Source organism: Microbacterium umsixpiens (assembly GCF_053543675.1).
The window spans coordinates 706-7,450 of sequence record NZ_JBLVOH010000221.1 but is presented as its reverse complement, the minus strand read 5'-3'; the positions used below and the strand labels follow the sequence as shown (position 1 = coordinate 7,450).

General features: G+C 66.9%; 5 protein-coding genes. 2 read left to right on the top strand and 3 right to left on the bottom strand.

Annotated features, from left to right (window positions below):
• Positions 1–1,242: lipopolysaccharide biosynthesis protein (locus tag ACNPM4_RS18600; protein WP_448986683.1), on the top strand; the 1,242-nt coding region annotated here is incomplete at its 5' end.
• 28 nt (positions 1,243–1,270) lie between these two features.
• Here ACNPM4_RS18600 and ACNPM4_RS18595 read toward each other — a convergent pair.
• Genes ACNPM4_RS18595 through ACNPM4_RS18585 form a run of 3 tightly spaced genes read right to left on the bottom strand, consistent with a single transcriptional unit; the run spans position 1,271 to position 5,131 of the window.
• Complete coding sequence (locus ACNPM4_RS18595; RefSeq protein ID WP_029262865.1) at positions 1,271–2,407, bottom strand: glycosyltransferase family 4 protein; 1,137 nt, start codon at positions 2,405–2,407, stop codon at positions 1,271–1,273.
• Positions 2,404–3,600: a DUF1972 domain-containing protein gene (locus tag ACNPM4_RS18590; protein WP_036303775.1), complete on the bottom strand. Its 1,197-nt coding sequence runs from the start codon at positions 3,598–3,600 to the stop codon at positions 2,404–2,406. The genes ACNPM4_RS18595 and ACNPM4_RS18590 overlap by 4 nt, the downstream gene beginning before the upstream one ends.
• A gap of 4 nt (positions 3,601–3,604) precedes the next feature.
• A complete protein-coding gene (locus ACNPM4_RS18585; RefSeq protein WP_105711021.1) occupies positions 3,605–5,131 on the bottom strand; it encodes a sugar transferase in 1,527 nt (508 codons plus the stop codon).
• Positions 5,132–5,482: 351 nt separating this feature from the next.
• On the opposite strand from ACNPM4_RS18585, the gene ACNPM4_RS18580 reads away from it, so the two are divergent.
• The gene (locus tag ACNPM4_RS18580) at positions 5,483–6,625 is read left to right on the top strand and encodes a low temperature requirement protein A (protein WP_448986684.1); all 1,143 of its coding nucleotides are present in this window, start codon (positions 5,483–5,485) and stop codon (positions 6,623–6,625) included.
• Positions 6,626–6,745: the final 120 nt, after the last annotated feature.

Here is a 6,745-nt window from a genome sequence, read left to right as displayed (position 1 = left end):
GGGGGCGTCGACAGCTTCGCCCTCTACACACTGCTCACCACGATCCCCTCGCTGCTGACGTTCACCGACCTCGGCAGCGGGGCGGTCCTGGTCAACGCCGTCGCGACGAGCGACGACGTGCGCACCGACGAGAAGCTGAGGTACCAGCTCACCTCCGTCGGACGCGTGCTGCTCATGTTCGCGGCCAGCGCGATGGCGATCAACACCGTCCTCGTCCTCACCGGCGCTTGGGAGCTGGTCTTCGGAGAGGCCGGGGGACGCCCCGGCGCGTCGCTGGCGGCGTTCTACTGCGTGACGATCTTCTGCCTGGGGATCCCGCTCGGCGTCTGGGTGCGCATCATGCTCGGACAGCGTCGCAACCACGTCGTGATCCTGCTCCAAGGCTTGATCTCGCCGCTCACGATGGCCGGGGTGTGGCTGATCCTCACGTTCGGCGGGGAGAACCTCCATTCGTTCGTCGCGATCGCCTCGTTCGCTGCGTCCTTCCTCGTTTCCGTGCTGGGCCTCCTGATCACGGCGCGCACGACGTCACCGCTGATCCCGTCGGCCGTGCGGATGGTTCTGCGTCCGCGACGTTTTCCCGGCGTGCGCGTGATGGACGTCGGTTGGCCGATGCTCGCCCAGATGGTGACGTATCCCATCGCCGTGGGATCCCAGCGATACGTCATAGCTCAGCTCGGCGGACCGACCGATGTCGCCGAATACGGCGTGGCCGGACAGGTCTTCTTCGCGCTGAACGGGCTGGTGATGGCCGGTGGTCTGGCTCTGTGGCCGCATTTCGCTCGAATGCGGCACGACGGCGGTCTCCGGCGTGGCCCGTTCCTGCTCTCCGCCTTGTTCGCCGCCGCCATCGCTGCCGCGACAGTCATGGTCTGGCTGGTCGGACCGTGGCTCTTCGGATTCATCACGCAGGGCGAGTTGACGGTGCGTCCGAGCACCATCTTCGCCTTCGGCCTCATGATCATGATGACCGCGGCGGTGTACCCGCTGGGAATGTTCATCATGGACAAGCCCGGCATCCGCTTCCAGGTGATCCCCACCCTGAGCATGGCCGCTGTGGGAATCGGACTCTCCTTCGTCCTGACGCCCGTGCTCGGAATCGCCGGACCTCTGATCGGCGTCGCGTTCGCGTTGCTGGTGTGCCAGCTGATCCCGTTCTCGATCTACATCGTGCGGCACAAGACCCGGCTCACCGTCGGCAGCCAGGAATCGGTGCCGCAGCCGAGCGACGACGTCGCGTAGACGGGGGTCCGCGCGCTGCCGCAGCCGGTCAGGGCAGGACGTGTGCCGTGATGCTCGCGCGATACACGTCAGGCGCGTGGCGGCGGAGTGCCTCCGCGCGGCTGTCCGCGACGGTCGACACGATCTCGTTCCACCGCGCGTGGATGTCGGTCAGCGCGGCGGCGATCGATTCCGCATCGCCTGGGGTGACCAGTTGAGCGGTCGCGTAGCCGCCCGCTGCCTCTCGGAGCCCGCTGCTGTCACTCGCGATCACGGGGCGCAGAGCAAGGATGCCCTCGACCGCGGTGTTCCCGAACGGCTCGTCGACGCGGGACGGGACGACGAGCACATCCGCTTCGGCGAGGAACGGCCAGATCGTGGAGTGGAAGCCGGCGAAGTCGACGGAGACGCCCGCCGCTGCGGCCTGTTCGCGAAGGTCGCGCTCGAACCACTCGTATCCTTCGAAGACCGCACCGAGGAGCGTGACCTCGACCTCGCGACCCGTGGTGTGCAGCGCCGAGGCTGCCTCGATGACGAGGTCCGGACCCTTACGCGGAGACAGCCGACCGATGTAGAGCACACGGAGGGCCCGCTCGATGCGTGGACGGGGTGAGATCGGTTGCGGAGGCGAGGCGACGCCGTTGTAGACCACGTGTGAGCGGCGGGCGAGAGCGGGCAGCGCGGTGCGGATCGTGTCGAGACTGAACCGGCTGTTCACGATCGTGCGCTCAGAGGCCAGGTGGGGGGAGTAGAGGATGCCGTTCACCAGCTTGTTGCCCGACGCCTCGGCCTCGTGTACATGGCTCACCGAGCGGGTCCGCCGCAGCCGGGCGACCAGCGGCCACTGGGGGATGATGATCGTCGAGACGTACACGACGTCGGGGCGCAGCCGGCCGATCAGGCGCCAGGCTGCTCCGAGACCCCGGAAGGTGTCGCGGAAGAGGCGGGGCAGTCCGCGCGGGGTCAGCAGGACCTTGCGCAGAACGAGCATCGGGAGGATGACGACTTCGGCACCGGCCGCGCGCAGTTCCGGGACGAGAAGCCCCGAGCTCGGCAGTGCGACCACGACCCGTGCGCCCGCCGCGACGAGGCCGATCGCGCTCTCGAGCAACATGCGGTCCGAGCCGAACAGCTCGGCGCCGGGGTGTACGAGAAGGACCGTGCGCTGGTCTCCGTCGCCGCTCATCGCGTCGCCGGATCCGCTGGAGTGGGCGACCAATCGGTGGTGCGCCGACGTGCCTGTCGAGCTGAGGAGTGGATGCTCGATCCCTCCGCGAGCCTGCGCGCGAGCGCTTCGTATTCGTCCGCGACATCGTCCCAACGGAACCGGGTGCGCGCGATCTCCTGCACGGTCTTCCCGTGTGAGGCGGTCAGGTCCGGGGCGGCCTCCGCCGCGACGACCTGAGCTGCGACGTCGGCGGCGTCGGTGAAGAACCACCCGTTGCCGTCGAGCACTTCGCGGTTGAAGGGAACATCGAAGCCGATCACTGCCGTTCCGGCACCCATGGCGCGCAGGAGGGAAGGGTTCGTGCCACCCACCGAGTGGCCGTGCAGGTACGTCAGCGCATTCGCGTACAGGGCGTCGAGCAACTCCTGGTCGTATACGCCGCCGACGAGCCTGATCCGGTCGTCGCCGTCCGCCACGCGCTGGATCTCCTGGGTGTATCCGGCGCTGTACGGTGCCGACCCGACGACGACGAGCGGCAGCGTCGCGTCGCTGTCACGATAGCCTTCGACGATCTCCAGCACGTGGTTCTCGGGCTCGAACCTGGCAACGACCAGGTGATAGCCGCCCGGCGTGACTCCCATCTCGGCGACACCGCGTTCGGGTAGCTCTTCGAGGATCGGGGCGCCGTAGCGGATCATCTCCGTCGGGACGTCGAACTGATGGCGATAGTAGTCGGCGATCCCCGGCGCATCCGCGATCAGGGCGTCGGCGGTGCGGACGCCGAACTGCTCTGCCCAGCGATAGTAGGCCCTGCCGCGCGGACCCCATTTCGACCGCCTCCACTCGAGTCCGTCCATGTGCAGGGCGACGGGGGCGCGACGCAGGCGGAGGAGCGGGAGAAAGGGCGAGTTGGCGGCATTGAAAACGAAGGTCGCATCAGGACGGCGCCGAAAGACGAGGTGCAGCGCCGAGAGCCCGGTGTGGCTGAGCGTCTCGATCTGCTTCACGGGAACGGCAGGAAGGTGTACGACCCTCATGCCGAGGTACTCCTTCTCCCGTCGCTCCGATCCGCGGGTGTAGACGACGACGTCGTGACCGCGGTCCGCGAGACGGCGGCCGACTTCCTCGACCGCCGTCTCGAATCCGCCGTAAGCCGCGGGCACTCCTCGGGTCCCCACCATCGCGATGGTGAGGCGGTTCGAATTGCTCATCCGATCAGTATGCCCCGCTGGGCTGCACCATGACCTTGGCGGTGCGCCACATGATCTGCAGGTCGTTCATCACGGACCAGTTCTCGACATACCGCAGATCGAGTCGCACACTCTCGTCCCAGGAGAGATCGCTGCGTCCGGAGACCTGCCACAGACCGGTGATCCCGGGCTTGATGTAGAGGCGGCGGAAGACCGTGCCGTCGTATGCGGTGACCTCGCTCGGCAGCGGCGGGCGGGGCCCGACGACGCTCATGTCGCCCACGAGGACGTTCCAGAACTGCGGCAGTTCGTCGAGCGAGAGCTTGCGCAGCACTCGTCCCACACGGGTGACGCGCGGGTCGTCCTTCATCTTGAAGAGAAGGCCGGCGCCCTCGTTCTGTGCCTTGAGCGCGGCGAGCTGCTGCTCGGCGTCGGTCTTCATCGAGCGGAACTTGACCATCTTGAAGCGGCGTCCGTCACGGCCGACCCGCTCCTGGAAGAAGAAGACCGGTCCCGGCGAATCGAGCTTGATCAGCAGCGCCAGCACCGGGGCGAGCAGAGCGATCGGGATGAGCGCCACAGTCGCCACTGCGGCGTCCAGCGCGCGCTTGAGCAGGTGCTGGCCTCCTTCGTACCGCGGGATCTGCACCTGGATGAGGGGCAGTCCTTCGACGGGGGCGAAGGAGATGCGCGGACCGGCCACATCGGTGAGTCGGCTCGACAGCACGAGCTCGGCAGCGGTCCCCTCGAGCTGCCAGCTCAGCTGCTTCACGAACTCCGGCTCGCCTTCAGGGCGGCTCGCCACGATGATCGTGTCGGCACCGACCTCGGCGGCAACCGACGACACGGAGTTCACGTTCCCCAGAACCGGGAACCTCGTGTCGCCGACCTCGATGTCACGCGCGTTGCCGTCGAGCAGCGTCGCGCCCACCACCTGGTAACCGGAGGCGCCGATCGGGTGCAGCGTGCGCACCACGTACTCGACGTCGTCCCGGTTGCCCACGACGAGCGTCCGGGAGGCGAACCGCCCGTGCGAACGCTGCGTCTGCAGCCAGTGGCGCCACATCCACCGGGTCACGAGAAGAGTCAACACACCGATGGGCAGCCCCAGCAGCAGCATCGGTTGCATCGACTCCCATGCGAGCAGCACCGCCACGATGGCGATGATCCCGAAGGCGAGCCCGCTGGCGTGGACCACGCCTCGGTACTCGGTGGCACTCGCGCGGAACAGCGCGGCGTCCCGCGTGTGCAGCCCGCTCAGCATGAGGTACCACAGAGCGGCGAGCGGAACGGCGCCGCTCAGCACCTCGATCGCCGAGACACCGATGGACAGCTGGACTGCTGCCGCCAGACCGACGGCGAACAGGATGACGGCTGCATCCGTCAGCCGCAGCCGGATCCGGTAGCGACGTTCCCACTGTCGGCGCCTCTCCAAGGTCGCCGAAGTGCGCGGTGTGACCACCGTGCGCGTCACCGACTTGGTGGCTCGCGGAGCCGCGACCGGCACGAAGCCCGTACGAGCGATGCTCAGAGCATCCTCGACGGAAGTCATGCCGAGGCCCCTTGAGCCGTGAATGTACGCAGAATTCCCCAGTGCGTCATTTGATTCCCCAGATTTCCCCAGACCATGAACCCCACGTTCACGGCATTCGTCTGCGTCCCGACCCCTCGGGTCCTGCTGAAACTCTCTGTGATTCCCACATCACGGAGGGCGTTTTCACCGTCCCACACGGTGATCGCTGACAGCAGGCACTGCAGACTTTCTTACTGTAGCGGAACCTCCCTATGAATCGGAAGTATTTCTTACGAATGGATGAAACCGGCCTCCGAACGGGTGTCGGGCGAGCGCTATTCTGTGGCGGTGACCGCCGAATCCACCGCCTCGCGCTTCCGGCTCCGCACGATGTCGCCACGCGATCCCGCACAGCCGCATCGCACCGCGAGCACCCTCGAGCTGTTCTTCGATCTGGTGTTCGTCGTGGCGGTGAGCATCGCCTCCGCGCAGCTGCATCACTCGCTCGGTCACGGGGACTTCCTGCACGGCGTCACGTCTTACGCGATGGTGTTCTTCGCGATCTGGTGGGCGTGGATGAACTTCACGTGGTTCGCCACCTCGTTCGACACCGATGACTGGCTCTACCGTGTGACGACGTTCGTCCAGATGGGTGGAGTCCTCGTTCTCGCCGCCGGCATCCCGGGCGCGTTCGTCGAGGGGGACTTCACGGTTCCGGTGCTCGGCTACGTCGTGATGCGGGTCGCGATGGTCGCGCAGTGGCTGCGCGCCTCGCGCTCCGCCGGAACACTGCGTTCGGCGACGCGACGCTACGCGTTCGGCATCGCGGCGGTGCAGGTGCTGTGGATCCTCTTCCTTCTCATCCCGACCGGACCCCTGCAGTTGACCGCATTCGTGGTTATCGCTCTCATCGAGATCGGTGTCCCGGTGTTCGCCGAGTACCGCCGGCAGACTCCGTGGCATCCGCATCACATCACGGAGCGGTACGGGCTGTTCACGCTGATCGTCCTCGGCGAGAGCCTGCTCGCGTCGGCGAATGCCATCATCGATGCGCTCGACGAGGTCGAGTCCCTCGGCCCGCTGATCGCGATCGCGGTGCTCACCCTCGTGGTCACGGCGTCGCTCTGGTGGATCTACTTCTGGCCTCCTCATCACCGCGCGATCACGACCTTCCGCCGGTCGCTCCGCTACGGCTACACGCACTACTTCGTGTTCGCGGCTGCCGCGGCCTTCTCCGCGGGGATCGAAGTGGAGATCGACGTGCTGACGGGGGAGAGCCATCTGTCCAACCTGGCCGCTTCCTTCACGGTCACCATTCCGATCGCGATCTTCCTCATCGGCATCTGGTGGATCTCGATTCGAGAGAACGCGGACCGCGTCGTGAACACCGTCGTCCCTCTGGGGGCGGTCCTGGTGCTGCTCGACCCCGTGCTCCCGATCCCGGTGACGCTGACCGCCTTGATCCTCGTCGGCATCGTCGTGGTGCTCGTGGTCCGTCCGCCGGTGGTGCGGGAGCGCATAGACAAGGCATAGGCCGAGCAAAGGGCTCTGATCAGGTGCTCGGGGACCATGGTGACGCACCATCACCGGTCCGCCCGAGAGGAGCCAGATAATGAGCATTCCCGAACCCACCCAGACCCCCGACGGCCCCGC

What these genes read in the sequence shown, in the direction of transcription:
- ACNPM4_RS18595 (WP_029262865.1), bottom strand. Translation starts at nt 2,407, where the DNA reads ATGAGCGGCGACGGAGACCAGCGCACGGTCCTTCTCGTACACCCCGGC.
- ACNPM4_RS18590 (WP_036303775.1), bottom strand. Translation starts at nt 3,600, where the DNA reads ATGAGCAATTCGAACCGCCTCACCATCGCGATGGTGGGGACCCGAGGA.
- ACNPM4_RS18585 (WP_105711021.1), bottom strand. Translation starts at nt 5,131, where the DNA reads ATGACTTCCGTCGAGGATGCTCTGAGCATCGCTCGTACGGGCTTCGTG.
- ACNPM4_RS18580 (WP_448986684.1), top strand. Translation starts at nt 5,483, where the DNA reads ATGTCGCCACGCGATCCCGCACAGCCGCATCGCACCGCGAGCACCCTC.